Below are 26115 nucleotides of genomic sequence, written 5' to 3' on the forward strand. Positions count from 1 at the left end.
GGTGAAAAGGAAACTGGTTCGCCGTGACGCTCACGCTCGCGGTGTCGAAGGCATCTTACGCCGGCCGGCCGAAACGCCCCGCATGACCCTCACGGACACCCGAACGACGCCGCCGCCCGACCGCGAGCGATGGTCGTAGACGACCTCTGGTTCCTCGCGGACGAAGCGAGTCAACGCGCCGAACAGGCGTACCACCGACTCGGCGAACGCTACTCCGACTACCTCGACGACCGGCGGACGCGACACGTCTCGCGGGGGCAGTTCCGGACGCTCGCGGCCCGAGTCAAACGCACCGGCGCGCCGTACGGCGCACAGACCATCGTCTCCCGAACCGGCGACGAACTGCTCCTCGTGCGCCACGACGGCGTCGACATGTGGGTCCTCCCCGGGGGAGAAGTCGACGACGAGGAGACGTACCACGAGGCGGCGGTCCGCGAACTCGGCGAGGAGGCGGGCGTCTCGGCGGACTACCGCGGACTCGCCGTCGCCGCCCGCGTCGATATCTGCTGTGCGGAGTACGGGACGTGGGGCGTCCTCCCGGTGTTCGCCGCGACTGCCGACGACGCCGAACTCCGCGTCGAAGACCCGGACGACGAGATTTCCGCCGCGGAGTGGTTCCCCGTCTCCGACCTCCCGGAGGACACCCGCGACCGGTCGGAGATTCTCACGTGGTGCGACCGATTCTCGTGGTGAGAACCCACCTGCGGCCGATTTTCTCGGTTACGTGTCAGTCAACTACACAAGGTACTTAACGGAGCCGTCATCTATTTTACACGCCCCCCCTCCAGGCGGTGGAATCGCTCGTGGTAGGCCGATTACCACCGCAGAGACATCCAACAATGACACAGCACACACACGGACTGCGCGCGCTCCTTCTCTCGGCGTTGCTGGTGACGTCGGTCGTCGCCACCAGCGTCGCCTTCTCCGGAGCGGCCGCGGCAGTCGCCGGAACGGTGACTCCCGTCGAATCCGAGGTCGGTATCGGAGACGACGCGAACTTCACCGTCGAAGACGACGACGAGGCACCGACCGAGATAGCGTACTTCAGCACGTCCGACCCCGTCAGAAACGTCTCGGACACGAGAACCGGTGACGGCACCACGACCACGTTCGCCCTCGACACGGGGCCCGTCGTCGACGACGACGTCGACGAGTCGCTCCTCGACGAGGTGTCTGTCACCGTGAACGGAAGCGCGGCGACCGTGACGGGCGTCGACCCGTACGCGAACGAAGTGACCCTCCAGACCGCCCCGGAGACGGACGCCACGGTCGAGTTCACGTACACCATCGCGCCAGAGGCGCAGGACATCACCCCGACGGCCAGCGGAATCAACGTCACCATCGGAACGGCCGAAAGCGACTCGAACACGGGTAACGACGTCCTGCAGGTCGCCGACGGCGACACTATCACGGCGCTCTACTGGGACCCCAGCGAGGGACTCTACCAGTCCGCCACCGTCGACGTCGGCGCGAACGCGGCCCCGACGGCGAACGACGACACCGCGACGGTGAACGTGAGCGAGAGCGTCGTCGTGCCCGTCCTCGACAACGACGACGACGCCGACGGGACGCTGAACGACTCCTCCGTCGCCGTCGTCACCGACCCGACGGACGGGACGACGACGGTGCACGCGAACGGAAGCATCACGTACACGCACACGGGTGACGACCCGACGACGGACTCGTTCACCTACGAAGTCGCCGACGACGACGGCGCCGTCTCGAACGAGGCGACGGTGGACGTAACCGTCCAGACCCCCGGTCCCGACGAAGATGCCCCCGAGTACTTAGAGAGCGTCCACTACGACGCCGACAGGGGAGACGACGAGACAGAGTTGGAACTCTCCTTCAGCGAACCCGTGCAGAACCTCGACGACGCGCGGGTGTACGTCGACGACCGACCGCGGGGAACGCTCGACGACTTCGCTTCGAGTCTCACCAACGACGGCGGCCGGTACGTCGCGACGATAGACAGCGACCAGGTCGAGACCGGTGAGATTCGGATTCGGTTGACGACCGACGTCACCGACGCGGCCGGAAACGAGTTGCAGAACGCCGGGAACAAGACCGTCGTGGTCGCGCCCGTCACCGTCTCCGCGGCCCGCACGGACGTGAACGCCTACGTCGGGTCGAACGTCGCCGTCGTCGCCGACGCCGACGAGACGCCCGTCGAAGTGACCGACGGCAACTTCTTCCGGTCTGGTTCGACCGGCGAGAACAGTCGGGTCTACGTCTTCTCGACGGCGGACCGCGACCCCGACACCTACGACGTGACCATCGGCAGCGGCGCCGGTGAAGTCGACGCCGAAATCGTCCTCCGCGAACTCGGCCTCGACGTCGACGTCGACGACCGAAACGTGACGACCAGAGACGAGATAACGGGTCTCATCTCGGCGAACGCCGGCAGTAGACCCATCCTCCTCGAACTCCGCGACGACGACGGTGACGTCGTCGACGGCGGCGTCCTCTGCGCGGAACTCGACGGCCAAGCCGAGTACGAGTTCACCTTCGACGCGGAGTCGCTGGACCTCGACCCCGGCGAGTACACCGTGACGGTGGTCGACAACCAGTCCGGCGTCGACGCCGAATCCAGCGTCGTCACCGTGACCGAGGCCGGCGTCGGAACCGCCGACATCGCCGGCGACGGAATCAGCACCGACGAACGCGGCGACGTGGCCTCCATCCCCATCGAGATAGAGAACACGGACACCGCGACGGTGACTATCGGGTCCTCGGATATGGGCTTCGTCACCAACGTGACCGTCGAAGACGACGGTGACGGCCGCGTCGACCTCCTGTTCAACACGTACGCGGTCACGGACCTCGAAGGCGAACTCTCGAACGACGAACGGGACGCCGTCTTCTCGACCGAGGACGCGGACGACGAGGTGGAGAGCGCCGACGTCGACGAGGATAACTCGGTCGGTGACCTCCTCGACAGCGCCGAGTACGAACTCGAAGTGCAGTCGGGCACGGGCTCGGACCCCGACGACTCGCAGGGCGTCGGAACGCTCGTCCTCAGAGAGCGCGAGACGAAGTCGCTCGGGAGTTGGACCGCCGCCTCGCAGACGACGCTCGACGACGCGGAAGACGTGTACGCCGCCATCGAGAACGACAACCTCACGCAGGCCGACGAGATAGCGTTCGGTGACCTCATCGTCCACCGAATCGAGGCGTCCGGTCTCGAAGGCGCCCTCGAAGCCGAGGACAGCGACGCGACGGACGCGTTCTTCGAACTCGAAGACGACGGGACGCTCCAGTTCACCGTCGAACAGGCCGAGGCGGGACCGAACCGCGAACCCTTCGAACTCGTCCTCGACGGCTCCGACTCGGACGTCGTCGCCGACCCGGCGAACGACACCTACTTCGTCGTCGTCGACACCGACGACGTGGAGACGACCGGGAACGACCTGGACGCGGGCGAGGAACTGACGGCCAACTTCACCGTCCCCGAAGACACGCCGCTGGCCGACGACCGACAGACCGTCGAGACGGCGTACGAACTCGTCGAGGCCGAACACGTCGTGGAGGAACCCATCGAAGTTTCGGCGACGACGGGCCAGACGATTCGCGGCGAGACGAACGTCGCGCCGGGCACTCGACTCGACGTGCGCATCCGGTCGAGCGGTGACACCCGACCGCGCTTCCTGAAGACGGCCACCGCCTACGTCGCCGAGAACGGGTCGTTCCAGAGCACGTTCGACTTCTCCGAGGAACGCGTGAACGACACGTTCGAGATGACCGTTCGCGGCGGCGCCGCCCCGTCGATAACCGCCGAGGGCGTCGTCGCCGACGACGGCCAGACGCCGACGCCGACGGACACCGTGACGCCGACCGATACGGAGACGGAGACGGACACGTCGACGGCGACGCCGACGGACACCCAGACACCGACGGCGACGCCGACGGACACCGAGACGGAGACGGCAACGCCGACGCTCACGCCCGTCGGAACGCCCGGGTTCGGCGTCGTCGCCGCCGTCGTCGCCCTCCTCGCGGCCGCACTCCTCGCGGGTCGCCGCGACTGACGACGCGAACTCCGAGCCACTCTTTTTCGAGGCGCGCCGACAACTACGACCGTCCGAGGCGCGTACGTCGAAGACGATGCCTCTCGTGAGCGTTCCCTGCCCCGCCTGTCACGCGTCGACGTATCTGTCGCTCCCCGACGGACACCGCTTCGTCACGGCCGAACCCGGCGAGGGCGACGACGGACGCGACGACTTGACCGACGAGACGCTAACCTGTGAGGCGTGCGGGACGGAGTTCCCGGTTCGGTACGGCCCCGCCCGCGACTGACGACTCGAAGGCGGTGACTACGACTCCTCGTCCGTCTCCGTGTGCTGTCCCCAGAACCCCGGATGCTTCTCGACGGTCAGGTCGCCCAGGACGCGAGTCTGACACGCCAGTCTGAGCCCCGACTCCGGGGCGTGCGGCGGAAACGACAGGCGCGCCGTCTCGCGTCGCGTCCGGTCCGTGACCGCTCCGGTGACCGAGACGGCACAGGTGCCGCACGACCCGCTTCCGCGACAGTTCAGGACGCGCGACCTGCCGTTGTGCGGCGAGTCGTCGCCCGCGATGAGGACGTCTCTGAGGACGTCCCCGCGGTTACAGGGAAAGTCGCGACCGCGAAACCTGACTGTCGGCATGGACGAACGAGGGCGCCGGACGAGCATAGCGTCGCCGGTGTCCCGCCGCTGACTAGTCGGCCCCGGTCACGGCTGCCGGTTCACGGTGGTCCTAAATACGGTGACACCTTGGGTGGAACTATGCGAACGACCCGACGCGCCTACCTCGCCGCGGCCGGTGGTGCCCTCGCCGCGACCACCGGCTGTCTGGGCGGCGGTGGCGGAAGCGGCTACGCCGCCCTCTCGTGTGACGTGGGACAACTGGAGCAGGTGGACTCGCTCCCCCGACCGACGCTCGGCCCCGACGACGCCGCCGTCACCGTCGACGTGTACGAGGACTTCGCGTGCCCGCACTGCGCGACGTACAACCTCGACGTCTTCCCGAAGGTCAGAGAGGAGTACATCGCGCCCGGCGACATCCGCTACCGATTCTTCGACTTCCCGCTCCCCGTGAGCGAGCAGTGGTCGTGGGGCGGGGCCGTCGCCGCCCGCGCGGTGCAGGACCGCGCGGACGCCGAGACGTACTTCGACTACGCGAAGGCGCTGTTCGACCGACAGGACGACCTGACGAGCGACGGCTACACCGTCGTCCACGACGTGGCCGAGGAGTTCGACGTGGACGGCTGTGAGGTCGCCGCCGCGGTGGACCAAGACGCCTACCGACCCGTCGTCGAGAGCGACCGACAACGCGCCGTCGACAGGGGGATACAGTCGACGCCCACCGTCGTCGTCAACGGCGAGACGCTGGCGAACTACGACTGGGCGACAGTCCAGAACGGCATCGAAGGCCACCTGAAGTCCGCCTCGAAGTCGTAGACTGCGCGCCGAAGATGCACGACCGCACACCGACTTTGTACCGTGACCGCGTCCGTACCGGTATGAGCGACACGTCCGCCATCGGCGGTGCATGGCCGTGAAGCGGCGCGAACTCCTCGCGGGCGTCGCCGGACTCGGCGTCGTCGGCGGCGCGGGCTACGTCGCCCTCGAGGGCGTCGGACTCGGCGACGACGGCCTCCCGCTACAGGTGACCACGCTGGACGCTCCGGGCTCCGAGGCGGGACAACGACCCGTCCCGGTCCCCGGGTCGCCAACCGTCCTCGACCTGTTCGCGACGTGGTGCGTCCCGTGTTCGGCGCAGATGGAGTCGCTGACGAGCCTCCACGAGGAGTTCGGCGACCGCGTCGCGTTCGTCTCCGTGACGAACGAACGCTTCGGCGGCGGTCTGACGGAGGCGGACGTGCGCCGGTGGTGGGTCGACCACGACGGCGCGTGGACGCTCGGCCACGACCCCGAGAGCCGCCTGATGCGCGAACTGCAAGCCGGCGGCCTCCCGTATCTCGCCGTCGTCGACGCCGACGGGACGGTCACGTGGACGCACCGCGGCCTCGCGAGCGAGGCGAGCCTCCGCGAGCGGATTCGGGCGGTGCTGTGATGCAGACGGCGGGCGCTCTGCTGCAGACGGCGGGCGCGTCGAACGCGTTCGTCGGAACCGTCGCCTTCGCCGTCTCGGCGGGCGTCGCCACCTTCCTCGCGCCCTGCGCGTACCCGCTTCTCCCCGGCTACGTCGGCTACTACGTTGGACGCGAGGACGCCGACCTGAACGGGGCGCTCGTCCGCGGCGGGGCCGCCGCCCTCGGCGCACTCGTCGTCCTCGCCGGTATCGCCGGACTCCTCTTTACGGCCGGAAGCGCCGTCGTCGCTCGACTCACGCTTCTGGAACCGGTCGTGGGCCTCGCCCTCGTGGTCCTCGGGACGCTGTTCGTCCTCGGGCGCGCGCCGACGCTCCACCTCCAACTCCCCGAGCGTCGCGCGTCGGTCGGGGGATTCGCCCTGTTCGGCGGCGTCTACGCCCTCGCCGCCGCCGGCTGTGTCGTCCCCGTCTTCGTCGGCGTCGTCACCCAGTCGTTGACGCTGGCTCCGGCGGAGGCGACGCTCGCCCTCCTCGCGTACGCCCTCGCCGCCGCCGTCCCTCTCGCCGCGGTGACGGTGCTCGGCGCTCTCGGGAGTGACGCGTTCAAACGAGTCTCGAAGCACGTCGGGTCCGTCCAGCGTCTCGCCGGAATCGTGATGATTCTCGCGGGTCTGTGGCAGGTGGCCATCTCGGTGCAGTTCCTCGGGTGGGTGTGACCCCACTCGGCGAGACGACGTCTCACAGCGTCGCTTCCGCGTTCACCAGTCGTCGCGGTTCGACTGCCGACTCCGAATCCTGCTGACGGCCTCGGGATGGTGTCTCGCGACGTCCGTCGTCGTCACGATACCGACCACGTCGAGTCCGTCTCGAACCGGGAGTCGCTTCACCCCGTGACGTTCCATCGTCTCGATGGCCCGCGTCACGCTCGCCTTCGGCGTCGTCGTCACCAACCCGCGACTCATCACGTCGGTGACGGCGAACGCCGAGAGAGAGCAGTCCTCCCGGTACGTCGCCGCGAGGACGTCCGTGTCCGTGACGATTCCGACCGGTCCGGCGTCGACGACGACGACGCTTCCGACGCCCCGTTCCAGCATCGCACCGACCGCCTCACGAAGCGTCGCGTCCGTGCTGACCGTCTCGACCGGAGCACTCTGTATCTGGCGCACTTGCATCTCTGGCGGCCGGCCAGACGGATAGGAGGGGCTTAGCTGTTCGGCGTGTGAGTCCGTCGCCGCCGCGGGACCGCCGCTCAGCGAGGTGCCTCGCCCGTCGGCGACGGGAGGGCCCGGAGCGACCGCGGCGGGACGAGGAAGTTGCCGCGGCGTCGCACGAAGATGTACTCCAAGATGCCGTTGTTCACCCGTTGTCGAATCGTGGGGATGTCGGTCAGGTCCGACCCGTTCATCGCCTCGCGCACCTCCTCGAAGTCGGTGATGCGTCGCTGGAGACTCGGGAAGTGCAGGCTGGCCTCGCCGTCGTCGGTGGACTCGAAGTGTCTGCGGAGGAGACGGACGTTGCCGTCGGCGTCGCGGTTGCCGCGGGCGGCCTTCTGCGCGTGGCCGACGCGTCCGAACGTTTCCGCGTGGTCGCGAATCCGGTCGACGATTTCGGGCGTGATTCCGCTGTCGTCGCCGAGGTTGTCGCCGACGCCTTCGACGAGTCCGTCCGCGGCGTGGACCGGCGAGAACAGTTCCATCACGCGCTCTTCGAAGTCCTGCTCTCCGTACCAGTCGTCCAGACGCTGACGGATGTTCGCGACGTGTTTCGTCGTCGCGCCCGCGAACGGCCCCTCGTCGATGGTCACGTAGTCTTCGGACGCCTGATTCTTCGCGAACCCGGCTTTGAACCCCATGAACAGCGGCGACTCCTCCGGGACCGGACCCGACTCCGGGATGCCCTTCAACTCCCCCTGTCGCTCGGCGGGCATCCCCGCACCGACGAACCCCGTTCGCCTGTCGGCGACGGTGAACACGTCCGTCAGTGGCGCGGCCACGTCGACGGTGTTCAGCGTGTCCGTCTCCCCGCGGAGGGCCTCTTCGGCCGCGAGGACGGCGTCCGCCCTGTCGGAGGCGAGGTGGAGGAGGGCGTCCTGCCGGTCGAACTCGGGGTCCTCGAACGACGAGAGGGCGCGAGGTTCCGGGAGGTCGAGCGTCTCGGGAAGCGGGTCGTCGTACCGCGAGAAGTAGCGCGGCGAGTAGGCGATGGAGTAGACGAGGCCCCGGTTGCTCCGTTCGTACGCGCGGTCGAGCGTCGTCAGGGCGTCCTCGACCGTCTGCCGGTCGTCGCCGTCGGGGACGCCGTCGCCGTCGAGAGAGAGGTACAGGAGGACTTGATGTCGCGGGAGGACGACGTTTCCGGAGTCGTCTCTCGGGAGCGAGTCGTTCCACGCGTGCTGACGTCGCGGGAGCGACGAGGGGTCGTCCGTTCCCGATGGTATCGGCTCGTCGGCCCGTGACACGCACGCCGAGAGCGCCGTCGCCCCGCCGACGGCGACGGCGGCTTTCAGAAACGCTCGGCGCGATGCGTCGCCCTCGAACATAGTCGGGGCTAGGGCGGTGACGGTCAAGTGGGTTCTGGTGCGGGCGTCGTGAGGGGTGCGTCTCTCGAACGACGCGCCGCCAACCACACGGTTCTTAGCCGTCGATGTGCAAGTGTGGACGATGAATCGACGCTCGTACCTGCGCGCCGCCGGACTCGTCGGCGCGACGGGACTGGCGGGGTGTGTCGGGAGTTCGGTCGCCGGGTTCGGCGACGACGACCCGAACGTCGTCCTCCGAGAACCCGACCGCGACCCCGAACTGGAGAGTTCCGACCTCCCGTACCCGGCGTGGGGTGAACGCGTCCCCGACGTGACAATTCCGCACGCGTTCTCCGGCGAGGGCGTGTCCGTCCGCGACATCGACGGCCCGCACTTTCACACGTTTTTCTTCACGAACTGCATGACCGTCTGTCCGGTCCTCATCAGCGCCCTCCGCGAGGTACAGGTCCACTCGGTCACCGAGGGCTACGCCGACGAGGTGTCGTTCTACCCGGTGTCGTTCGACCCCGCCCGCGACGACGAGGCGGCCTTCAGAGCGGAGGCCGACCAGATGAACGTCGACACGGACGCCGGGAACTGGCACTTCCTCCGGCCCGACGGCGAGAGCGAGGCCCGGAGAATCGTCGACGACGAGTTCGGCGTCTTCTTCCAGAAGCAGGACCCGGAGAACGAGGGCGACCCGTACATGTTCGCGCACACGAGCGTCGTCCTCCTCGTGAACGGCGACGGCTACGTCGAACGCGCCTACCGCGGCACAGAACCGGACGAGACGGTTCTCATCGACGACCTGAAAAAGGTCCGACGAGCGTCGAACTGACGGACGACGCACCCCGAATCGACCGAGACGACGACGGCCACGACCACGACGAACGACGCGGCTTTCCCTCCCCGACTCGACTCACTCACATGAACAGACGGACCGAGCGACGACGACTCGCACTCGCGGTGTGGGCGGTGTTGGTCTCGCAGGTCCTCCTCTACCCGGGCGTCTCGGACCTCGTCCGGACGCTCGGCGGCGCGGGCGACGTGCGGGCCGGAATGTGGTTCCTCGTCGCCGAGTTCGCCGCGTTCGTCGCGTTCGCGGGCGTCTGGGGCGCGGCCAGCGACTCGCTCGGCCGCCGTCGTCCCCTCGTCGTCGCGGGCGCACTCGGCGGCGCACTCGGCTATCTCGCCCTCGCGGCCGCCCCCTCGCTCGACCTCTCGTTCGCCGCCGTCCTCCTCGTGCGCGTCCTCGGCGGGGCGATGACCATCGGCGCGTTCTCGCTGTCGATGACGGCGCTCGCGGACCTCTCCTCGGAGAACGGCCGGAACATGGGCGCGGCGGGCATCGCCATCGGCCTCGGCGCGGCCCTCGGTTCGGTCGTCGGCGGGCGACTCTCCGACGCGGACCCGCTCTACCCGCTGTACGGCGCGGCCGTCCTCCTCGTCGTCGCCGCGGCACTCGTCGCCACCGTCCCCGACCGAACCCCGGACGGCGTGCGGGTGCGCCTCGGCGTCGCCCTCGGCCGCCTCCGGGAACGACCCGAGTTGGGAATCCCGTACGCGTTCGGCTTCGTCGACCGGATGACGGCCGGGTTCTTCGCGCTCGTCGGCGTGTTCTACTTCAGAGAGACGTTCGGCCTCGACGCCTTCGGCGCGGGCCTCTCGCTGTTCGCGTTCTTCTTCCCGTTCGCGATTCTGCAGTATCCGCTCGGCGTGCTCTCCGACAGGGTGGGGCGGTTCGTCCCCGTCGTCGTCGGTTCCGTCGGCTACGGCGTCACCATCGTCGCCGTCGGCGTCGCGCCGACGCTTCCCGTCGCCCTCGGGTCGATGGTCCTCGTCGGCGTGTTCGGCGCGCTCGTCGCTCCGGCGACGATGGCGCTGGTGACGGACGTGGCGAGTCCGGAAGAGCGAGGGGCCGCGCTCGGCGGCTTCAACGTGTTCGGCAGTCTCGGTTTCTTGGCCGGGTTCCTCGTCGGCGGACTCGCGACGTCGACGGCGGGCTACCTCACCGCCTTCCTCGCCGTCGGCCTCTCGGAAGTCGCCATCGCCGTCGTCGCCGCGCGGGCGGTCAGGCGCCTCTCGTCGGGGGGATTCGGCGTCGGCGTCGTCGACGGCGCGGGTGACTGACCCGGGACCGAGTCAGTCGTGCCCGGAGACGCGAACCGGTTCGTACGGTTCTTCGAGGTAGTCCATCTCCGAGGACGTGAGTTTCACGTCGAGGGCTTCGACGGCGTCTTCGAGGTGTTCGATGCTCGTCGTCCCGACGATTGGCGCGTCGACGGTGTCTTTGTGGAACAGCCACGCCAGCCCTATCTGCGCCATCTTCACGCCCTTCTCCTCGGCGAGTTCTTCGATGCGCTCGTTCACCTCGACGCCGCCGCCCGCTAAGTAGGGGTGGTCGTGCGCGAGCGAGTCCGTCTCGCCGCGTTTCGTCGAACGGGCGTCCTCGTGCGGGCGGGCGACCCACCCGCGGGCGAGCGGCGACCACGGGATGACCCCGACGTTCTCCTTCTCGCAGAGCGGGAGCATCTCGCGCTCTTCCTCCCGATAGAGGAGGTTGTAGTGGTTCTGCATCGTCGCGAACCGGTCCAGACCGAGGCGCTCGGACGTGTGGAGGGCGTCGGCGAACTGGTGCGCCCACATCGACGACGCGCCGAAGTAGCGCGCCTTCCCGCGCCGCACGACGTCGTCGAGGGCGCGGAGCGTCGTCTCGACGGGCGTGTCGTAGTCCCAGCGGTGGATCTGAAGCAAGTCGACCGTGTCCATGCCGAGTCTGTCGAGGGAGTTGTCCACCTCCTGTTCGATGGCCTTCCGCGAGAGGCCGCCCGAGTTCGGGTCGTCTTCGTCCATCTGGAAGTACACCTTCGTCGCCACCACCGCCTCGTCGCGGCGGCCTTCCAACGCCTCGCCGAGGATACGTTCGGACTCGCCCGCAGAGTACATGTTCGCGGTGTCGAAGAAGTTGATTCCGAGGTCGATGGCCCGGTCGACCAACTCCTTGCCCTCCTCCTCGTCTAACACCCACTCGCGCCAGTCGCTCGTCCCGAAACTCATACAACCGAGGCAGATTTTCGACACTTCCATCCCGGTGTCACCGAGCGTCGTGTACTCCATGGTGGCCGTACACACACCCGCACGGACGAAAAAACCACGCGAGGCGGTTCGGACCACCGCATTCTCGACGACGCTCCGGTTCAGAGACGAAGACGGGGTCGGTGAGAAGACAGATATTCGCACGTCACAGCGGTTCACGCGGCGTTTATCGGCTATCACGTCGTACTGACGAACGAGAGCGAAGCGGTTCAGTGGGGACCGCTCGTTCGAGGTGTTCGCCATGCACACTACGTCGGTCAGGAGACTACTCGCCGTCCTCGTTGCACTCCTCGTCTTCACGGGGAGCGTCGCGGGGGTCGCGAGCGCGCAGCAAGAGCCCTTCGGGGCGACGGTCGTCGTCGCCGAAGGTGAGACCTACGTCGGAACGCTCGAAGCAGTCGCGGGCAGCGTCGTCGTCGCGGGGACGGTCGAGGGCGACCTGCAAGCGGTCGCCGGAACCGTCGTCCTCACCGACACCGGTCGGGTGACCGGGTCGGTCGAGGCGGCCGCCGGGACCGTCACGATAGACGGAGCGGTCGGCGGGTCCGTCGGCGTCGCGAGCGGCGTACTCGCCGTCGGCGAGACGGCCACCGTCGGCGGCGACCTCGAAGCGGGCGCGGGTGACGTCCGACTCGCCGGGACCGTCGACGGCGACGTGACCGTCGGAGCCGAGACGTTCGTCGTCGCCGGAACCGCCGTCGTCGGCGGCGCGGTCACGTACGACGCCGAGACGTTCACGCTCGCGGACGACGCCTCGGTCGCCGGACCGGTCACCCGAGACACGTCGCTCACGGTCGGAACGCCCGTCGTCGGGAGCGACTTCGACGGCTTCGTTCTCCCCCCGGGAGTCGTCGCCGCCTACGGTCTCTTCGTCAACGCCGTCCTCGGTGCCGCACTCTTGCTCGTCGCGCCTCGGTTCGCCGCCCGCGTGACCACCGTCGGTACCACGGGTGCGGTCAGAAGCGGCGGTGTCGGCCTCCTCGTGCTGGTGGGCGTCCCCGTCGCACTGGTGTTGCTGCTCCTCACCGTCGTCGGCATCCCGATTTCCCTCGCGGGACTGCTCGCGTTCGCCCTCGTCCTCTGGGTGACGAGCGTCTACGGTGCACTCGTCCTCGGGACGTGGCTCCTCTCGCTCGGTGACTACGAGAACCGGTGGGCCGCCCTACTGGTCGGCCTGTTCCTCGTCAGTCTCGTCGGGTTCGTCCCCCTCGGCGGCGTCGTGCAGTTCGTCGTCCTCCTCGTCGGCCTCGGTGCGTTCGCACTCGCGGTCCGCGGCGAGGGTGGCGACGACGGCGACGACTCCGTGGAGTCGTTCGGCGGCGACGAAGCGCCGATGGCGTGACTCTCCCCGGAACCGAGAGATTCTTCGCGAATCGTCCTGATATAAACTGAGTCAGCAATTGTGTAAGCAAGGAAACAATTTTTATCTAATGCAACCGTACGAGCAGACGGGAGTTCCGGAAGGCGACCGCGAGAGAAGCGCCGCTCCTCCGTTCTTCGGCGCTTTCGACCGTTTCGAGACGGATTCGAGAGGGAGCACAGCGACCGACGAGTGTCGCGAGTTCTCGCGACACTTTCACGACGTCTCTCGTTCCGTCGCGTCCGACACGACGCCGCGTCGGTACGCGAGCGAGAGGTACTGTCTCGACCCGAACACGTCGGCGCAGACTCGTTTCGCGAGAGCGCCATCGAACGGGAGACCCATCGGTTCCGTGACCCAAATCATTATTCATCACGTTTCCGATTGAGAGGCATGGCACTGTCATACGACGACGCGGTCGGCGAGTTCGAGTGGGACATCCCGGACGACTACACGCTCCCGTCCGTCGTCGCCTCGCACGCCGACGCGTTCGGTGACCGAGTGGCGCTTCGCTTCCGCGACGACGACGGCGGGCGCGAAGAACGGACCTACGCCGACCTGCGCGACGATATGAACCGCTTCGCGAACGCTCTCGAATCGATGGGCGTCGAGAAGGGTGACCGCGTGATGCACCTCGTCCCGCGACACCCCGACGTGTTCGCCGTCCAACTCGGCGCGCTGAAACGCGGCGCACTCCTCGTCCCCTCCTCGGCGATGCTGAAGCCGAAAGACATCGCCTACCGCGCGAACGACTGCGAGGCGACGACGGTGGTGGCGCACGACTCTCTCGTGGAGATGGTCGACGACGTTCGCGAGGAGACGCCGTTCGAGAACTTCGTCTGTCTCGGCGGGTCGCCGGAGGGGTGGGAGTCGTTCGAATCGCTCGTCGACGGGCGGGAGACGACGCACGAGGGCCCCGAACTCGGCGCGTCGGACCCGATGTCTATCAACTACACGTCGGGGACGACGGGGCAACCGAAACCCGTGATGCACCGCCACCGCTGGATGCGCTGTTTCGAACTCGTCAACGCGCCGTACTGGTGGGGCGTCACCGCCGACGGCGTCGTCCCGCCCGGCGAGTCCGACGAACCCGCCGACTTAGCGGACGAACTCCTCTGGGCGACGACGGGAACCGGGTGGGCCAAGTGGTTCTGGAGTCCCGTCGGCGTCGGTCTCACGACGGGAGCGACCCAACTGCTCTACGACGGCGAGTTCGACCCCGAGACGTTCCTCTCCATCATGGCCGACGAGGGCGTGACGCGTCTGTGCGCCGTTCCGACCCAGTACCGGATGTTCTCGCAGGTGGACCTCTCGGCGTACGACATCGACCTCAGGGCCGCGCTCTCGGCCGGCGAACCGCTGAACCGCGAACCCATCGAGGAGATAGAGTCGGCGTTCGGCGTCACCCCGCGCGACGGGTACGGACAGACCGAGACGGTCGCTCTCGTGACGAACTACCCCGGCGTCGAGGTCAAACCGGGGAGCATGGGCAAGCCGACGCCGGGTCTCGGGACGACGATAATCGACGACGACGAGAACGAACTGGAGGCGGGCGAAATCGGCGAGATAGCGGTTCCCGTGGACTGTCCCGGCATCTTCGACGGCTACTACGAACGCGACGACTTGGACCGCGAGACGTTCTTCGGGGAGTTCTACCGCACCGGCGACTTGGCCTCCCGCGACGAGGACGGCTTCTTCTTCTTCGAGGGCCGCGCGGACGACATCATCATCTCCGCGGGCTACCGCATCGGTCCCTTCGAGGTGGAGGACGCACTCGTCTCGCATCCCGCCGTCGCGGAGGCGGCCGCCGTCGCCTCCCCGCACGAGGAACGCGGCGACGTCGTGAAGGCGTACGTCGTCCTCGCGGACGGTTACGAGGGGTCAGACGAACTGGTGACCGAGATACAGACGTTCATGAAAGAGGAGACGGCCCCGTACAAGTATCCGCGCCGAGTCGAGTTCGTCGACGAACTGCCGAAGACCTCCTCGGGGAAGATTCGGCGCATCGAACTCCGGAGTCGAGAAGAGGATGCGTTCGGACGGTAATCGCCCCACGCACGTACCTTCTTACCACTCGTTTCCCTTTCAGTGAGTAGATGTACGTCGCAGACCAGACGTGGCCCGAACTCCGAGAGTACGTCGCCGAAGAGTCCGTCGCACTCGTTCCGCTCGGTTCGACAGAACAGCACGGCCCGCACCTGCCACTCGCCACCGATCACCTCATCGCGGAGGCGTTGGCGCGCGAGGCCGCGGACCGGACGAGCGTCCTCTGCACGCCCACGGTGAACGTCGGCGTCAGTCCGCACCACCGACAGTTCCACGGGACGATGTGGGTGGACGCCCCCCAGTTCCGCGACTACGTGGAGTCGCTGACGCGCAACCTCGCGTACCACGGCATCGACCGGGTCGTCTACGTCAACGCGCACGGCGGCAACGCCCAACACCTGCGCGAAGTCGGCCGTCGCCTCCGCGACGACGGGACGATGTACGCCATCGAGTGGATGTGGGACGAGTCGATTCCGGACCTCGTGAGCGAGGTGTTCGAACACAACGGCCCGCACGGCGGACCGAAGGAGACGGCGATGATACAGCACGTCGCTGGCCACCTCGTCCGCGAAGACCAGTTGGAGGCGGCCCGGGACGGCGGACTCGTGGACCTCGACGACTCGGAGAACTACATGATGCACGGCGCTCGGACGTTCTACGACGCCGTAGAGAACTCCGGGAACGGCGTCTTCGGCGACCAGACGGACGCGACGGCGGAGAAGGGCGAGCAGTTGTTCGAGGCGGCGACCGAGCAGTTGGTGAAACTGGTCGAGTGGTTAGACGCGAGTCGGTTCGAGGACCTGATGGCGCCGGCGCATCTGGACCCGCAACCGGGCAGTCGCCGATAGGCGGCCGCGGTCCGCCGCATCTCGAAGCACCGTCTCGGCGGGATGCCGCGACAGGGAGGAGAACGAGGCTGTCGCTCGCGAGGGGTAAAATACCGCAGAATCGTGGTGAGAATCGACGTGACCGCCGACCGCAGTACCGCTATCGTGTTGCGTTCTTAGAGACGCTGGAGGTTCTTGGCGCGCGGGCCTTTGTCGGCCTGCTCGATGTCGAACTCCACCTCTTGGCCTTCTTCGAGGTCCGGACCTCCAACGTCTTCCATGTGGAAGAACACGTCTTCGTCCGCGTCGTCTGATTCGATAAATCCGTAGCCGCCTGTGTCGTTAAAGAACGCAACCGTACCTTTCGCCATTGCATGTGACCAGAGAACGACTGTCCTGATAAGGCTTCCGCCGTCTCTCGGTTTTCCGAGAGTGTCAGACTTCCGACGCAGTGAGCGACAGCACGGAGACCCGATGGACCGCATCGAAGTCCCGCAGTCGGTAGACGAGTCGACGCACGGCCTCTGCGGGGCCGTCGCAGAAGGCCACCTCGAAGCACCACTCGCCGTGGTGCGTGTGACTCGTCGCCTCTATCACGTCCTCGAAGTCGTGTTGGACGGTGTGTAACTCGCCGATGACGGCCTCGTGTTCGTAGTCGAACGCGACGACGGCCGCGATGTCGCCGTCGGCTTCTTCCAACCGCGTGTGCGACTCCACGTACTCCAGCATCGCCTCTCGGATGGCGCGAGAGCGAGACTCCAACCCCTCCGCTTGCCAGACGGCGTCGAACTCCGCGAGGACGTCGTCGGGCACGTTCAGACTGGTTCGCATGTCCGTTGGTCCGCAGACGAGCCCTAAGAACCGTCGCATCCGCGCACGGTTATTACGGAGTCGCCGTTTCGGTCTTAACAGCCGTTATCCGCCGGTGAGACCCAAGCGTAGCTATGGTGAGCGAACTCCTCGGACTGTTCGCCGGCGCGGTGGGACTCGGACTCGTCCACGGCGCGGAACCGGGCCACGGGTGGCCCATCGCCGCCTCGTACGCGATGGAGAGAAAGAACAAGTGGCTCTCCGGGGCGGCGGCGGCGACGGTTCTCGGTATCGGGCACCTCGTCAGCAGTATCGCGATGGTCCTCGTCTTCTTCGCGGCGAAGTCGTACTTCGAGTTGACGCAGTTGACGTGGCTCCCGCAGGTCGCCGGCGTCCTCCTGATTCTCCTCGGACTCAACGAACTCCGGGGCGGCGGCCACCACCACGGGCACGGAGACGCGGAGGGCGACTATGCCCACACGCACGACGGCGACGGTGACGACGGACACAAGTACGCCTTCGTCGCCGTCGACGGCCACGGCCATTCACACGCGGACGCTCACGAGGGAGGCCACTCGCTCGATTCTCACGACCACGGAGACGACGGCGCTCTCGCCCGTTTGAAAGCCGCGCTTCCGTTCGGCGGCGGCCACGCGCACTCGCACTCGCACGGACTCGACGCGGACCCCTCGAACACGAGTCTCCGGAGTCTCGCGTGGTTCGCCTTCCTCCTCGGCTTCGCTCACGAGGAGGAGTTCGAGATACTCCTGCTCTGCACCGGGTCGAACTACTGTCTCGAACTGATGACCGTCTACGCCCTCACCGTCGTCTTCGGTATCGTCGCGCTGACGCTCCTCCTCGTCGCGGGCTACTACCGCTACGAAGAGCGGATGGAGGCGGTGGCCGAACACTTCCCCACCATCTCCGCCGCGATTCTGATACTGATGGGTCTCGGGTTCGTGTTCGGCGTGTTCTGAGACTCGCCGGTCACTCCTTCGTCTCTCTCCCCAACGTGTGGAACTCGTCGTTCGGTCGCATGTCGGCGAACATCGCCATCCGGTTCGAGAGGTTGAAGAAGGCCGTCACGGCGGCGATGTCCCACATCGCCTCTTCGGAGTAGCCCACGTCTGCCAGTCTGTCGAGGTCCGCTTCGGTCACCGCTCTGGGCGACTCGGTGAGTTTCACGGCGACGTCGAGCATCGCCATCCGTTTTTCGGAGATGTCGGCCTGTCTGTAGTTGGCGACGAGTTGGTCCGCGAGCGTCGGGTCCTTCGCGTAGATGCGGACGAGTGCGCCGTGCGCGACGTTGCAGTAGTAACAGTGGTTGACGCCGGAGACGGCGACGACTATCATCTCCACCTCTTCTCTGTCGAGTGCGGAGTCCTCGACGAGGGCGTCGTGGTAGTCGAAGAACGCGCGGAAGTGACTCGGCTTGTACGCGAACGCCGAGAAGACGTTGGGAGTGAAGCCCGCGCGCTCCGTCTCGGCGTCGATTCGGTCTCTGAGGTCCTCCGGGAGTTCGTCGTAGTCGGGGACGGGAAAGCGCGTCATCGCGTCGTCGTCGAGTTCGGCCATACCTGTGACTATCCCGGTCGATGCTTAAGGACTGCCCCGCGTTCGGTCCGTCCGGGGGTGGGAAAACGATTAGCGTCTCTCGCCCGAGGTGTACTCCATGTACGAACGAATCCTCCTCCCCGTCGACGGGAGCGACGGTTCGACGGAGGCGCTGTACCACGCGGGAGAGATAGCGCAGTGGTCCGACGGAACGATACAGTTGCTCAACGTCGCCGACACCGCCCGCGACAGCGTCACCGTCGTCGACGGCGACGTGGTGGACGCCCTCGCGGAGGCGGGAGACGAAGTCCTCGAAGAGGCGGGACGCATCCTCGATTCGCTCGACGTCGACTACTCGGCGGACGTGATACAGGGCGACCCCGTCTCGGCCATCGTCGACTACGCCGCGGAGTACGACTACGACGTCATCGTGATGCCGACGCAGGGCCGAGACGGCGTCTCGGAGCAGTTGCTCGGGAGTGTCACCGAGAAAGTCGTCCGCCTCGCGTCGCGCCCGGTGCTCACCGTCCGAACCGGCACCGACCGTGAACTCGCCTTCCCGTACGAACGACTCGTCGTCCCGACGGACGGGAGTTCGGCGGCGATGCACGCCGCAGAGCACGCCCTCGACGTGGCCGAAGCAGTCGGCGCGACGGTACACGTCCTCGCCGTCGTCGACGACGCGATGTTCGGCATCGACGTGCGCTCTGCGATGGCGGAAACCGCGGGCGAGGACGCCGCCAGAGAGGCCGTCGAGAACGTGGTGCTGGCCGCCGAGTCGCGCGATATCGACGTGGTCGAACACGTCGAACGCGGGTCGGCGCACGAGGAGATTCTCGACTGCGTCGCCGAGAACGGCGCGCACGCCGTCGTGATGGGGACGACCGGAAAGCGCGGCGTCGACCGCATCCTCCTCGGGAGCGTCGCGGAGAAGACGGTTCGAACGTCGCCCGTCCCCGTCGTCACCGTCCGCGAAGAAGAGTGAGAGAACGACCGGTGACCAGCGACCGAGACCCCCGCGTCGGCGTCGCGGCCGGCGTTGATGCCACAGTTCGGAGTCGGCGTCGCGGTCGACGTGCGTGTCGCCGTCGGCGTCGACGCACTCAGACCGTCGCCGCGAGGTAGAGTGCGCCCGCGACGGCGAACACGCCGACGCCGAACAGGCCGTAGTTCGCGACCGAGTTGCCCGCCGTCCACAGCGACAGCGAGTAGGTCCGTCCCGAGAGCGGCCAGAGGAAGTTCACGCCCGCGGGGGTGAGCGCGTCGCCGAGGAGGTGCGCGAACACGGTGAGAAAGCCGACGAGGAACGCGAAGACGACGACGCTGCCGTCGGCGACGGCGGCGGGGCCGACGTTCCCGACACCCGCGGACGCGAGTGCTTGCCCGACGCCCGCGAAGACGCCGCCGACGAGAGCGGCGAACGCCAGCGAGTGCGTCGGTCCGCGGTGCGGCACGCCGGGGATTCGGTGGTCGACGTCGGGGAGCATCGCCAACCAGAGCATCGCCGCGCCGACGACGAACGCCAACTCGGGGCGCCCGAGACGGACGAGGACGAATCCGACGGGCGCGAACGCGATGAGAGAGACGCCGTAGTGGCCCTGACGGAGCATACTCGCCCTCTCGGTCGGACTCGGAAAAACCGATTGGTCCGTGACGACGACGATACGAGAAACTGTTATCTCGTATCGAGTGGAACTTCAGCCATGCTCGGCCCACTCTCGGACCTACTCGCGGGCCTCTCGGCGGTCGAGGCCACCGTCGGACTCCTCCTCGTCTCCGTCGTCGCCGCCCTGGCTTTGGAGTTCGTCGTCCTCCGGGCGGCGCGGCGGTACGTCACCCACACCGACGGGTCGTACGACGACATCGTCATCTCCGAGTTGCGCCTCCCGTTGGTCGTCACCGCCGCCCTCACCGGCGTGTTGCTCCTCTCGCAGGTGCCCGCCGTCAGGGAGTCGACGGTGTTCACGACGACGACGCTCGACACGTTCTTCGGTCGGCCGTCGCTCTCGATAATCGTCCTCGTCTGGGCGTACGCGGCCAACCGCGTCGTGAACCGTCTCGTCGAAGAGGTGAACGACAAGGGGAGTCGGTTCGACTTCGCCCCCGTCTTCTCGAACGTCTGGACGCTCGTCGTCCTCCTCGGCGGCGCGGCCACCCTGCTTTGGCTCTGGAGCATCGAGATAACGCCGCTTCTCGGCGCGGCGGGCGTCGCCGGTATCGCCGTCGGGTTCGCCGCGAAAGACACCGTCGCGAACTTCTTCGGGGGCATCGCGCTCTACTTCGACGACACGTACAAACTGGGCGACTTCATCGTCCTGGACGACGGCACCGCCGGGTCGGTGGTGAAAGTCGGCATTCGCTCGACGACGCTTCTCACCCGCGACGAACTGATGGTCACCGTCCCGAACTCCGTGCTCAACGCGGCGAAGATAACGAACGAGTCCGCGCCGCAGCGACGACGGCGTATCCGCGTCCCCGTCGGCGTCGCCTACGGGACGGACGTGGACGCCTTCGAGGAACTCGCAGTCGACGTCGCAGAGGCCGAACCGCTCGTCCTCGACTCGCCGAAACCGCGGATGCGACTCCGCCGGTTCGGCGACTCGGCGCTGGAGTACGAACTGCTCTGCTGGGTGAACGGTCCGACGCGCCGCCGCCGCGCCCAACACGAACTGAACCGGTCGCTATACAAGGCGCTGAACGACGCTCAGATAGAGATTCCGTACCCGAAGCGCGACCTGACGTTCTCGCCGCCCGCGGGCGCGAGCGTCGAAGAACTCGCCGACGGGGAGAGCGAACGGGCGTCCGAAGCCGAACTCGCCTCGGACGGTCCGAGCCCGAAACGGTAACTCGCGGGAGACCGAATCACCGGTATGCCCGCGGTACTCCAGACGGTGGTCGCCGAGTTACTCGACGGACTGGTCAACGCGTACGGGCCGTTCGTCATCCCGGTGTTGCTGTTCGCCGTCGGTGCGGTCGGCTACCTGTTTCTCGTCGCCGTCGGCCGCGCGGGACTCACCGCCGAAGCGTCGCGCGCGGAGACGCGCCGAGAGTTCGAGCGTCAGTCCGGCGAGTCGGGCGACGACGCGGACGAACGGTCGTAGTCGCAAACCGTCGCCAGCAGTCGCAAACCGTCGTCGGTAATCGCAGTCACGAACCGTCGTCAGTGCCACGGCGCGGCGTCGGGGTCGATGACGCGCCGCGTCTCGTCGATGTCGTCGATGGTCCGCAGGTCCTCCTCGTCCAGTTCCAACTCGGTGGCCGCGAGGTTGTCCGCGACGTGGTCGCCCGTCGACTTCGGGATGGGGACGATGTCGTTCTGGACCGCCCACGCGAGACACACGCGCGCCGTCGACACGTCGTACTTCTCCGCCACGTCGGTGAGGACGGGGTGGTCGAGAATCTCCCCGCGGCCGAGCGGTGAGTAGGCGACGAGGCGGTGGCCGTGTTCCTTCGCGTACGCTCGGAGTTCTTCTTGCGGCAGGAGGGGATGACACTCGACCTGATGCGCGGCGATGGGCGCGTCGAGTATCTCGCGCGCCTCGTCCAGCAACTCGGGCGTGAAGTTGCTCACGCAGACGTGGTCGGTCACGCCCGCCTCGCGGAGTTCGTCGAACGCGGGGAGCGTCTCCTCGGCGTCGTACGCCGAGGTGGGCCAGTGGACGTACAGCATCTCCACCTTCTCGACGCCGAGACGGTCCAGACTCTCTCTCGCGGTTCGCTTCGCGTCCTCGGGCGCGAGGTTGTCCGGGTGGACTTTCGTCGCGAGAACCACCTCGTCCCGGTCCACGCCGCTCTGTTCGATGCCCGCGCCGACGTCCGCCTCGTTGTCGTACATCTGCGCGGTGTCGACGTGGCGGTAGCCGACGGCGAGTGCGTCCGCGACGGCGTCCGTCCACGCGTCGGCCGTCTCGTCGCCGGAGGTGCCGAAGCCGATGTCTGGCAGGTCGAGGTCCGTCATGGACGCCGAGACGGGAGGCCGAAAGAAAGGTGTGGGGAAGGCGGAGAACGAGTCGAGTCGCGTGCGCCGTCTCTCAGTCGGCGCGGGTCGGCGAGTCGTCGTCGCGGACGAACCGGTCGTACGCGGAGGCGAAGTCCTCGTCGGCCTCCGCGGACTCTTCCCACTCGTTCAGGCCGCGTTCCTCGCGGGTGCCCTCGATGGTGTTGTCGAGGACGAAGGCGAACAGGCCGCCGACGGCCATCCCCGTCGACCCGATGACGAAGACGGTGTTCGAGACGACCTGCGTGCCGAGAATCGGCCCGAGGTACGCGACGGCGGCCATCCCCTCTTGGAACGCCTGCGCGGACCCAACGTTCGTCATGTAGGTGGGGACGGCGAGGCCGACGAAGAGGGCGACGCCGACGACGAAGATGTTGCGCGAGGAGTCGAGGTCGACGTACTTCAGGTTCGAGAGGCCGACGGCGACGATTTGGCCGAACATGGCGATGTAGAGGCCGCCGACGATGGGGTCGGGGATGGTCGCGACCAGTTGGCCGAAGTAGCCGACGAAGCCGACGAGGAGCATCACCGCCGCGCCGACCTGGACGACGTAGCGCGAGGCGACGCCGGTGAGACCGATGGCGCCGATGTTCTCCGAGTAGGAGGTCGACCCCGACCCGCCCATGAGGCCCGAGAAGACGTTCATGATGCCCTCCATGCCGATGCCGTGGTTGATGCGCTTCTCGGAGGGGGCACCGACGCCCGAGAGGCGGGCGACGGCGTGGTAGTCGCCGAGACTCTCTATCATCGACGCCGCGACGCCCGCGAGCATCCCGACGACGAACGACGAGGTGAACTGTGGGATGCCGAAGGCGACGGACCCGACGAACGGGAGCGCGACGGTCGCCGTGTTCGGGCCGCCCGCGAAGCCCCACTGGAGGGGGTAGATGGGCATGAACGCCGGCGCGGAGAGGATGGCGGCGAAGTCGACGTAGCCCGAGGTTCCGGGCGCGTAGACGCCGACGGCCGAGAGGACGCCCGCGAACGCGTAGGCGACGACGATACCGAGGAGGACGGGGAACAGCTGGAAGACGCGATGGGCGGTGTCGATGTACTGCGAGAACAGGACGATGAGGAGGAGCGTCAACGCGAGGAGGGGGACGTTCGTCGTCGCAGACGTGACCTGCGGCGTGTTGAACAGCGAGAGACCGATGAGGGCGATGGTGGGTGCGATGACGACCGGCGAGAGGAACGAGCGGAGTTTACCGAGGAGGCCGAAGTAGCCGACGACGACTTCGGCGAGGGCGGCGGCGATTATCGCCCCCTGTAACTGTAACAGCGCCGTCTGCCACGCCGGCCCCGACGGGTCCGTCGCGGTGACGACGCCGACGACGGCGAGGGCGGGCGCGAGCATCGAGAACGGCGCGCCCTGGACGATGGGGTACCGGTTCCCGAACGTCGTCTGCGCCAGCGTCGCCACGCCGGAGACGACGAAGAACGTCCCGACGAACCGCGGGATAATCTCGTCGGGCATCCCGAGTGCGCCCGCGAGGATGAGTGGGACGGCGATATTCGCGCCAACCATCGTGAGGTAGTGTTGAACGCCGAGAAGGAGAGAGGTTCCGAGGGGTGGTTGGTCTTCGATGCCGTACTCCACGAAGGAGTCGTCCGACTTGCTCATGGGGTATCCCCGTCCATGCCTGTCGTTCGTCTCCGACTAGAGATACATATATCCGACGTTTTCGACCGCTTTCGGCGTCGTGGCGGCTGTTTGTGCAGTGACACTCCCCCGTTCGTCTCGCCGGCGTCCGTCCCGCGCGCGGTCCGCCGCCGCGGGTTCGTTCGGATTGCCAACTCCTTTCTAAGGGTCGGTCGTGTGACTGAGCGTGAACACGACGAAACGTCCCGACGACACGTGGCTGTACGGGTGGGCACTCGGATACGCGGCGGTGGGTGCGGCGTCGCTTCTCGTCCCCCTGTACGCCATCGACCTCGGTGCCGGCGCGTTCCTCGTGAGTCTGGTCGCCGCGACGGCGGCGTTCGCCGGCGTCCCCGGCGCGATTCTCTGGGGGCGACTCGTCGCGAAGACGCACCGGCGACGCCCGTTCATCCTCGTCGCACTCGGACTGACCGGCGGCGTCCTCCTCTGTACCACGTTCCTCTCGTCGCCGTGGACGGTCCTCGTCGCCAACGCGATGCTGTGGTTCGTCGTCGCCGCGGCCGCACCGGTGTTGAACCTCGTCGTCGTCGCCGGATACGACCCCACGGAGTGGCCCGTCCGCTTCGGCCGCCTGAACGAGTACCAAGGCTACGGCTGGTTGGCGGGACTCGTCGCGGGCGGGGCGTGGTCCGCCGTCGCCGGGGCGGTGTTCGGCGTCGCGCCCCTCCCGGCGAAGCGACTGTTCTTCGTCGCGAGCGCCGTCCTCGCCCTCCTCGGCTTCCTCGTCGTCTACGTTCGCTACCCCGAACGGCCGAGTCTGTCCGAACGGCGGTACGTCCGTCTCCTACGTCACGTCCGACAGAACGGACTCGTCGGCGGGCGGTCGACGCGGGCCGTCCCGTTCGGTCCGACGCGCGTCTACTGGGCCGTCCGGTCGCTCCAATCGCGAGACGGCTTGCGGTCGCGCCTCCGCGGTCGGTTCTCCGGTTCTCTGAGCCGGTACCTGGCCGCGGCGACGCTGTTCTTCGCCGGGTTCGCCGTCTTCTTCGCGCCGCTTCCGGCGTTTCTGACGGACGCGGGCTACGGAACCGGCGAGGTGTTCGCCCTGTTCGTCGTCTCGGCGGCGGCGTCGGCCGTCTCGTACGCCCGCGTCGGGACGCTCGCGACGCACGTCGACAGTCTGCGCCTCCAGACGGGAGCGCTCGTCTCGCGGGCCGTCCTCTTCCCCCTCGTCGCCGTCGCCGGCGGCGTCGTCGCGCCGCCGGTCGGACCGGTCGCCGTCGGCGTCCTGTTCGCCGCAATCGGCGTCTCGTGGGCCGTCATCGCCGTGACGGCGACGGGACTCGTCACCGACTTCGCTCCCGAACCGGTCCGGAGCGAAGCGCTCGGCGCGTACACGGCGCTCGGGAGCCTCGGCGGCGGACTCGGCAGCGCCGTCGGCGGCGTCGTCGCCGCCGCACTCGGCTACGCGGCGGCGTTCCTCCTCGCCGCCGGGTGCGTCCTCGTCGCCGTCCTCGTCGTCGCGCGCGAAGACCGGCCCGTCGGGTCCGGACTGTAGCGAGCGAACGACGCGTGAGACGGAGGGAGAGGAGAGTGAGAGCGAACGGAGGGGAGAAGAGCGGAGCGTGAGGGCGAAGAGAGGAGAGAGTGAGAACGACCGGAGGAGAGAAGAACCGAGAGAAGAGCGAACGGGTCCGTCGCGAACTCAGCGCTGGGCGACGGCGTCGACCGGCGAGATCCAGATGACGAGTTCGCCGTCGCGCTTGATGACGCCCTCGATGGAGTCGTCTTTCTCCAGCGGTGGCTGTTCTATCTCGTCCATCGAGACGCGGACGACCTGGTACACCTCGTCTACCAGCCATCCGATGGCGGCGTCGTCTTCGAACTTGTTCGCGTCGAAGATGACGATACGCTTCGATTCGCCCTCGCTGTCGACGTTGAGAAGCGCTTTGGGGTTGACGATGGAGGTGGTCCGACCGCGGAGGTCCATCACCCCGTCGACGTAGTCGGGCGCGTTCGGGACGGCCGTGAGCGAGCCTTTGTCGACGATTTCGGAGACGTACTCGATGTCGACGCAGTACGTCTCGCCTCCGAGTTTGAACTCGAGGACCTGTATCTCACGAACGGACTCTTCGTCTTCCCCGTCTGGGCTGGGGACGGCAGCGGTCTGTGGTTCCTGCGACATGGTGTAATCCCCCGTGACGCGTCGTGCGCCACCGGCTTGTCACACTCTCGCGTCAAATCGGGCATAAAGGTACGTACCCGATTATC

28 protein-coding genes are annotated in these 26115 nt (G+C 67.4%); 16 read left to right on the forward strand and 12 right to left on the reverse strand.

Features of this window, described 5'->3' with window-relative positions:
* The first annotated feature begins 129 nt into the window (after nucleotides 1–129).
* The 3 genes from BM282_RS06335 to BM282_RS06345 all read left to right on the forward strand — a co-directional run bounded on the left by BM282_RS06335 (nucleotide 130) and on the right by BM282_RS06345 (nucleotide 4296).
* A complete protein-coding gene (locus BM282_RS06335; RefSeq protein ID WP_089878128.1) occupies nucleotides 130–693 on the forward strand; it encodes an NUDIX hydrolase in 564 nt (187 codons plus the stop codon).
* Nucleotides 694–839: 146 nt separating this feature from the next.
* Nucleotides 840–4028 (forward strand): Ig-like domain-containing protein, encoded by a 3189-nt coding sequence (locus BM282_RS06340; protein WP_089878130.1) that lies wholly within the window; start codon nucleotides 840–842, stop codon nucleotides 4026–4028.
* A gap of 76 nt (nucleotides 4029–4104) precedes the next feature.
* Entirely contained in the window at nucleotides 4105–4296 is a 192-nt protein-coding gene (locus tag BM282_RS06345; protein ID WP_089878132.1) for a Trm112 family protein, read from the forward strand.
* A gap of 17 nt (nucleotides 4297–4313) precedes the next feature.
* On the opposite strand, the gene BM282_RS06350 is transcribed toward BM282_RS06345, so the two are convergent.
* On the reverse strand, nucleotides 4314–4646 hold the full coding sequence (locus tag BM282_RS06350) for a 2Fe-2S iron-sulfur cluster-binding protein (RefSeq protein WP_089878136.1): 333 nt from the start codon (nucleotides 4644–4646) through the stop codon (nucleotides 4314–4316).
* A 120-nt stretch (nucleotides 4647–4766) separates the two neighbouring features.
* Between BM282_RS06350 and BM282_RS06355 the strand changes: the two genes are divergently transcribed.
* From BM282_RS06355 to BM282_RS06365, 3 genes are all read left to right on the forward strand, one after another.
* Nucleotides 4767–5441, forward strand: coding sequence for a DsbA family protein (locus BM282_RS06355; RefSeq protein WP_089878139.1), 675 nt, complete (start codon nucleotides 4767–4769; stop codon nucleotides 5439–5441).
* A 97-nt stretch (nucleotides 5442–5538) separates the two neighbouring features.
* On the forward strand, nucleotides 5539–6057 hold the full coding sequence (locus BM282_RS06360; protein WP_089879452.1) for a TlpA family protein disulfide reductase: 519 nt from the start codon (nucleotides 5539–5541) through the stop codon (nucleotides 6055–6057).
* Nucleotides 6057–6752, forward strand: coding sequence for a cytochrome c biogenesis CcdA family protein (locus tag BM282_RS06365; RefSeq protein WP_175501413.1), 696 nt, complete (start codon nucleotides 6057–6059; stop codon nucleotides 6750–6752). Before BM282_RS06360 ends, BM282_RS06365 begins: the two co-directional genes overlap by 1 nt.
* Nucleotides 6753–6794: 42 nt before the next feature.
* Here the strand turns inward: BM282_RS06365 and BM282_RS06370 are convergent, their stop codons facing one another.
* Both BM282_RS06370 and BM282_RS06375 read right to left on the reverse strand, forming a co-directional pair.
* Entirely contained in the window at nucleotides 6795–7208 is a 414-nt protein-coding gene (locus BM282_RS06370; RefSeq protein WP_089878142.1) for a CBS domain-containing protein, read from the reverse strand.
* A 77-nt stretch (nucleotides 7209–7285) separates the two neighbouring features.
* Nucleotides 7286–8575 carry a DUF7405 family protein gene (locus BM282_RS06375; RefSeq protein ID WP_089878144.1) on the reverse strand — a complete coding sequence of 430 codons (1290 nt, stop codon included), beginning with the start codon at nucleotides 8573–8575 and terminating at the stop codon, nucleotides 7286–7288.
* A 121-nt stretch (nucleotides 8576–8696) separates the two neighbouring features.
* On the opposite strand from BM282_RS06375, the gene BM282_RS06380 reads away from it, so the two are divergent.
* Entirely contained in the window at nucleotides 8697–9392 is a 696-nt protein-coding gene (locus BM282_RS06380; RefSeq protein WP_089878147.1) for an SCO family protein, read from the forward strand.
* Between the two features lie 89 nt (nucleotides 9393–9481).
* Nucleotides 9482–10684, forward strand: coding sequence for an MFS transporter (locus BM282_RS06385; protein ID WP_089878149.1), 1203 nt, complete (start codon nucleotides 9482–9484; stop codon nucleotides 10682–10684).
* Between the two features lie 12 nt (nucleotides 10685–10696).
* Here the strand turns inward: BM282_RS06385 and BM282_RS06390 are convergent, their stop codons facing one another.
* Nucleotides 10697–11671, reverse strand: a complete 975-nt coding sequence (locus BM282_RS06390) for an aldo/keto reductase (RefSeq protein ID WP_089878152.1) — start codon at nucleotides 11669–11671, stop codon at nucleotides 10697–10699.
* A gap of 220 nt (nucleotides 11672–11891) precedes the next feature.
* Here BM282_RS06390 and BM282_RS06395 point away from each other — a divergent pair, with 220 nt between their 5' ends.
* Complete coding sequence (locus BM282_RS06395) at nucleotides 11892–12992, forward strand: bactofilin family protein (protein WP_089878155.1); 1101 nt, start codon at nucleotides 11892–11894, stop codon at nucleotides 12990–12992.
* Nucleotides 12993–13226: 234 nt separating this feature from the next.
* Here BM282_RS06395 and BM282_RS18460 read toward each other — a convergent pair whose 3' ends face one another.
* The gene (locus tag BM282_RS18460) at nucleotides 13227–13376 is read right to left on the reverse strand and encodes a hypothetical protein (protein ID WP_175501415.1); all 150 of its coding nucleotides are present in this window, start codon (nucleotides 13374–13376) and stop codon (nucleotides 13227–13229) included.
* A 27-nt stretch (nucleotides 13377–13403) separates the two neighbouring features.
* Between BM282_RS18460 and BM282_RS06400 the strand changes: the two genes are divergently transcribed.
* Nucleotides 13404–15056 (forward strand): acyl-CoA synthetase, encoded by a 1653-nt coding sequence (locus tag BM282_RS06400; protein WP_089878157.1) that lies wholly within the window; start codon nucleotides 13404–13406, stop codon nucleotides 15054–15056.
* Between the two features lie 50 nt (nucleotides 15057–15106).
* Entirely contained in the window at nucleotides 15107–15904 is a 798-nt protein-coding gene (locus tag BM282_RS06405; protein ID WP_089878160.1) for a creatininase family protein, read from the forward strand.
* A gap of 155 nt (nucleotides 15905–16059) precedes the next feature.
* On the opposite strand, the gene BM282_RS06410 is transcribed toward BM282_RS06405, so the two are convergent.
* Both BM282_RS06410 and BM282_RS06415 read right to left on the reverse strand, forming a co-directional pair.
* Nucleotides 16060–16254, reverse strand: coding sequence for a cold-shock protein (locus tag BM282_RS06410; RefSeq protein WP_089878163.1), 195 nt, complete (start codon nucleotides 16252–16254; stop codon nucleotides 16060–16062).
* A gap of 64 nt (nucleotides 16255–16318) precedes the next feature.
* Complete coding sequence (locus tag BM282_RS06415; protein ID WP_089878166.1) at nucleotides 16319–16714, reverse strand: CopG family ribbon-helix-helix protein; 396 nt, start codon at nucleotides 16712–16714, stop codon at nucleotides 16319–16321.
* A 113-nt stretch (nucleotides 16715–16827) separates the two neighbouring features.
* Here BM282_RS06415 and BM282_RS06420 point away from each other — a divergent pair, with 113 nt between their 5' ends.
* Nucleotides 16828–17670 carry a hypothetical protein gene (locus BM282_RS06420; RefSeq protein WP_089878169.1) on the forward strand — a complete coding sequence of 281 codons (843 nt, stop codon included), beginning with the start codon at nucleotides 16828–16830 and terminating at the stop codon, nucleotides 17668–17670.
* Between the two features lie 10 nt (nucleotides 17671–17680).
* On the opposite strand, the gene BM282_RS06425 is transcribed toward BM282_RS06420, so the two are convergent.
* Nucleotides 17681–18268 (reverse strand): peroxidase-related enzyme, encoded by a 588-nt coding sequence (locus BM282_RS06425; RefSeq protein ID WP_089878171.1) that lies wholly within the window; start codon nucleotides 18266–18268, stop codon nucleotides 17681–17683.
* Between the two features lie 97 nt (nucleotides 18269–18365).
* Here BM282_RS06425 and BM282_RS06430 point away from each other — a divergent pair, with 97 nt between their 5' ends.
* Nucleotides 18366–19232 (forward strand): universal stress protein, encoded by an 867-nt coding sequence (locus BM282_RS06430; protein ID WP_089878174.1) that lies wholly within the window; start codon nucleotides 18366–18368, stop codon nucleotides 19230–19232.
* A gap of 118 nt (nucleotides 19233–19350) precedes the next feature.
* Here BM282_RS06430 and BM282_RS06435 read toward each other — a convergent pair whose 3' ends face one another.
* Nucleotides 19351–19857, reverse strand: coding sequence for a metal-dependent hydrolase (locus BM282_RS06435; RefSeq protein WP_089878176.1), 507 nt, complete (start codon nucleotides 19855–19857; stop codon nucleotides 19351–19353).
* 93 nt (nucleotides 19858–19950) lie between these two features.
* Between BM282_RS06435 and BM282_RS06440 the strand changes: the two genes are divergently transcribed.
* Complete coding sequence (locus tag BM282_RS06440; RefSeq protein WP_089878179.1) at nucleotides 19951–21093, forward strand: mechanosensitive ion channel family protein; 1143 nt, start codon at nucleotides 19951–19953, stop codon at nucleotides 21091–21093.
* A 24-nt stretch (nucleotides 21094–21117) separates the two neighbouring features.
* A complete protein-coding gene (locus BM282_RS06445) occupies nucleotides 21118–21348 on the forward strand; it encodes a hypothetical protein (RefSeq protein WP_089878182.1) in 231 nt (76 codons plus the stop codon).
* A gap of 59 nt (nucleotides 21349–21407) precedes the next feature.
* On the opposite strand, the gene BM282_RS06450 is transcribed toward BM282_RS06445, so the two are convergent.
* Nucleotides 21408–22205: an aldo/keto reductase gene (locus BM282_RS06450; RefSeq protein WP_089878185.1), complete on the reverse strand. Its 798-nt coding sequence runs from the start codon at nucleotides 22203–22205 to the stop codon at nucleotides 21408–21410.
* 73 nt (nucleotides 22206–22278) lie between these two features.
* Nucleotides 22279–23865: a uracil-xanthine permease family protein gene (locus BM282_RS06455; protein ID WP_089878188.1), complete on the reverse strand. Its 1587-nt coding sequence runs from the start codon at nucleotides 23863–23865 to the stop codon at nucleotides 22279–22281.
* A 205-nt stretch (nucleotides 23866–24070) separates the two neighbouring features.
* On the opposite strand from BM282_RS06455, the gene BM282_RS06460 reads away from it, so the two are divergent.
* Entirely contained in the window at nucleotides 24071–25402 is a 1332-nt protein-coding gene (locus tag BM282_RS06460; RefSeq protein WP_089878191.1) for an MFS transporter, read from the forward strand.
* A 147-nt stretch (nucleotides 25403–25549) separates the two neighbouring features.
* Here BM282_RS06460 and BM282_RS06465 read toward each other — a convergent pair whose 3' ends face one another.
* The gene (locus tag BM282_RS06465) at nucleotides 25550–26029 is read right to left on the reverse strand and encodes a chemotaxis protein CheW (protein ID WP_089878194.1); all 480 of its coding nucleotides are present in this window, start codon (nucleotides 26027–26029) and stop codon (nucleotides 25550–25552) included.
* Nucleotides 26030–26115 lie beyond the last annotated feature (86 nt).

The sequence above is a fragment of the Halogeometricum limi genome (genome assembly GCF_900115785.1).
GTDB lineage: Archaea > Halobacteriota > Halobacteria > Halobacteriales > Haloferacaceae > Halogeometricum > Halogeometricum limi.